Genomic DNA, 1734 nt, shown 5'->3' with positions numbered 1-1734 from the left:
ATGATATATTGTCATTCTGAGTGAAATGGAATACATATTCAAATTGAACTATTATTTCCATTTCAGTACAGAATGACAGATTGGTAAGCCTATTTACTGACTTTTAGGTGTTACCAATTATCAACAGCACCTTGAATACCGTTTCCAAACTCGTTAGTGAAGCATATAGCAGGTGTACCAGAAATAGAGTGACCACCACTTTCACCAATTCGATAGTTACCATTTCCATTATCGGAAATTGATGAACCACCGGGTGCAGAGCAACTGCAACTGCATGCACGACCTGCATAAAGAGCATTCATTTCGCGTTCTTTTAATTCGCTTTCATTCAAGTCATTCAATTTGATTTTCTTTAGCTGTTTCATGGTTGATTTGTTTTTATGTTAATCTTTCAGTTTATAAATAGCCAGAATCGGATTATCATCCGGCCCCAGCGAGTCAATCAGTTCCAAGAGTTGCTGACGCTTTTCGGGGAACTTCACGTTAGTGGATTCGGATACTATCTTCTTAATCTCATCGGCGTTATCCGGGGTGATGAAACGAACAAAATGCCTGTCGTCAATATATCGGAATCCGGATAGAGAAAGGTTATAACCATCAATATCGTTTGTGATACCCACCGGTTTCTTTGCAAATGCTTTTGTGGGTTCTGTGCTGTCTTGTTTCCAAATATCGATTTCTGAGTTGTGCTTATTGTAACGGCAGAACCAGTACTTTTGATGCAAATCGAAACTAAACAGCAAAAAATCTTTTGTCTCGGCAATGCTTCCCAACTGTATGGCATCCGTAAAGAAGTCCCAGTTAACTTTGGTGTGACGGTCACAAATTTCTCTTTTGTATTTTCCTTCCGGTATGTAATAACGCGGATAAATGGAATCTTTTGTAACAGCATATACCGTATCAGTAGCACAAGAAAATACATTGTGTATACCTTTATAGGTCCATACAATTGGAAGATTTACCCACAGGTTTTCAGTAAACTTCCCGGGAAATTGGTGTACGCTTTCCTGTATGACATTGCCATCCCAATCCTGCACATAGACATTGGCATATAAGCCGGTAATATTCGCATTTCCGGGATAATGAATGATATAATCATCAACAAAATTCATAGTCGGATATTGTACATTAGGCTCTAAAGGAATCTTCTTGATAAATTCCCCTGTAATCTTATGTGCAAAAAGTGCATAAGTATAGGTGGACGAGATATAGACTATACTGTCATTTTGTATTCCTACATAGCATGGCGAGAGCAGTTCTCCAGGCCCTTGTCCTACTTTTCCTATTGTCCTGATAAACTTGCCTGTAACACGGTCGAACAGCAAAGCGTGGTCTACCATAAAACTAGTCAGGATAACATATTTATCGGACATTTTTATGTCTGCTATCTCTGCAATAAATCCTTTTTCCGTGGTTTCTAGTTTGAGGTATTCCACATTATCCACGATGTCACTTAACACTAACGGCTTTCCGCAATCGGTCAGGTCTTCTGTGAAATTGATAACCCGAAAGGCAGGCTCCTCCACTATAGTGTCATTGGCTACCGCTTCTTTATTGTTTGCTTTGTGCTGGCAAGAGGAGCAGAAAGCGATTGCAATTATGAGGAAGAATAAATACTTTTTCATATTGATATTTATTAATGATATATTGTCATTCTGAGTGAAATGGAATACATATTCAAATTGAACTATTATTTCCATTTCAGTACAGAATGACAGATTGGTAAGCCTATTT

The 1734-nt window shown here is 38.3% G+C and carries 2 protein-coding genes; both read right to left on the bottom strand.

Features of this window, described 5'->3' with window-relative positions; translation table 11 throughout:
* Positions 1-110 precede the first annotated feature (110 nt).
* A complete protein-coding gene (locus HMPREF1534_RS00015; protein WP_005948061.1) occupies positions 111-365 on the bottom strand; it encodes a TIGR04149 family rSAM-modified RiPP in 255 nt (84 codons plus the stop codon).
* Positions 366-383: 18 nt separating this feature from the next.
* On the bottom strand, positions 384-1734 hold a 1351-nt coding region (locus tag HMPREF1534_RS00020), incomplete at its 5' end, for a 6-bladed beta-propeller (RefSeq protein WP_005948060.1).

The organism is Phocaeicola massiliensis B84634 = Timone 84634 = DSM 17679 = JCM 13223 (assembly GCF_000382445.1).
In the GTDB taxonomy this organism is placed as follows: Bacteria; Bacteroidota; Bacteroidia; order Bacteroidales; family Bacteroidaceae; genus Phocaeicola; species Phocaeicola massiliensis.
Note: the sequence above shows the minus strand (reverse complement) of the source record. Positions and strands in the feature narration are given on the sequence as shown.

Coding starts and splice junctions, on each gene's coding strand:
- HMPREF1534_RS00015 (WP_005948061.1), bottom strand. CDS start 365: ATGAAACAGCTAAAGAAAATCAAATTGAATGACTTGAATGAAAGCGAA.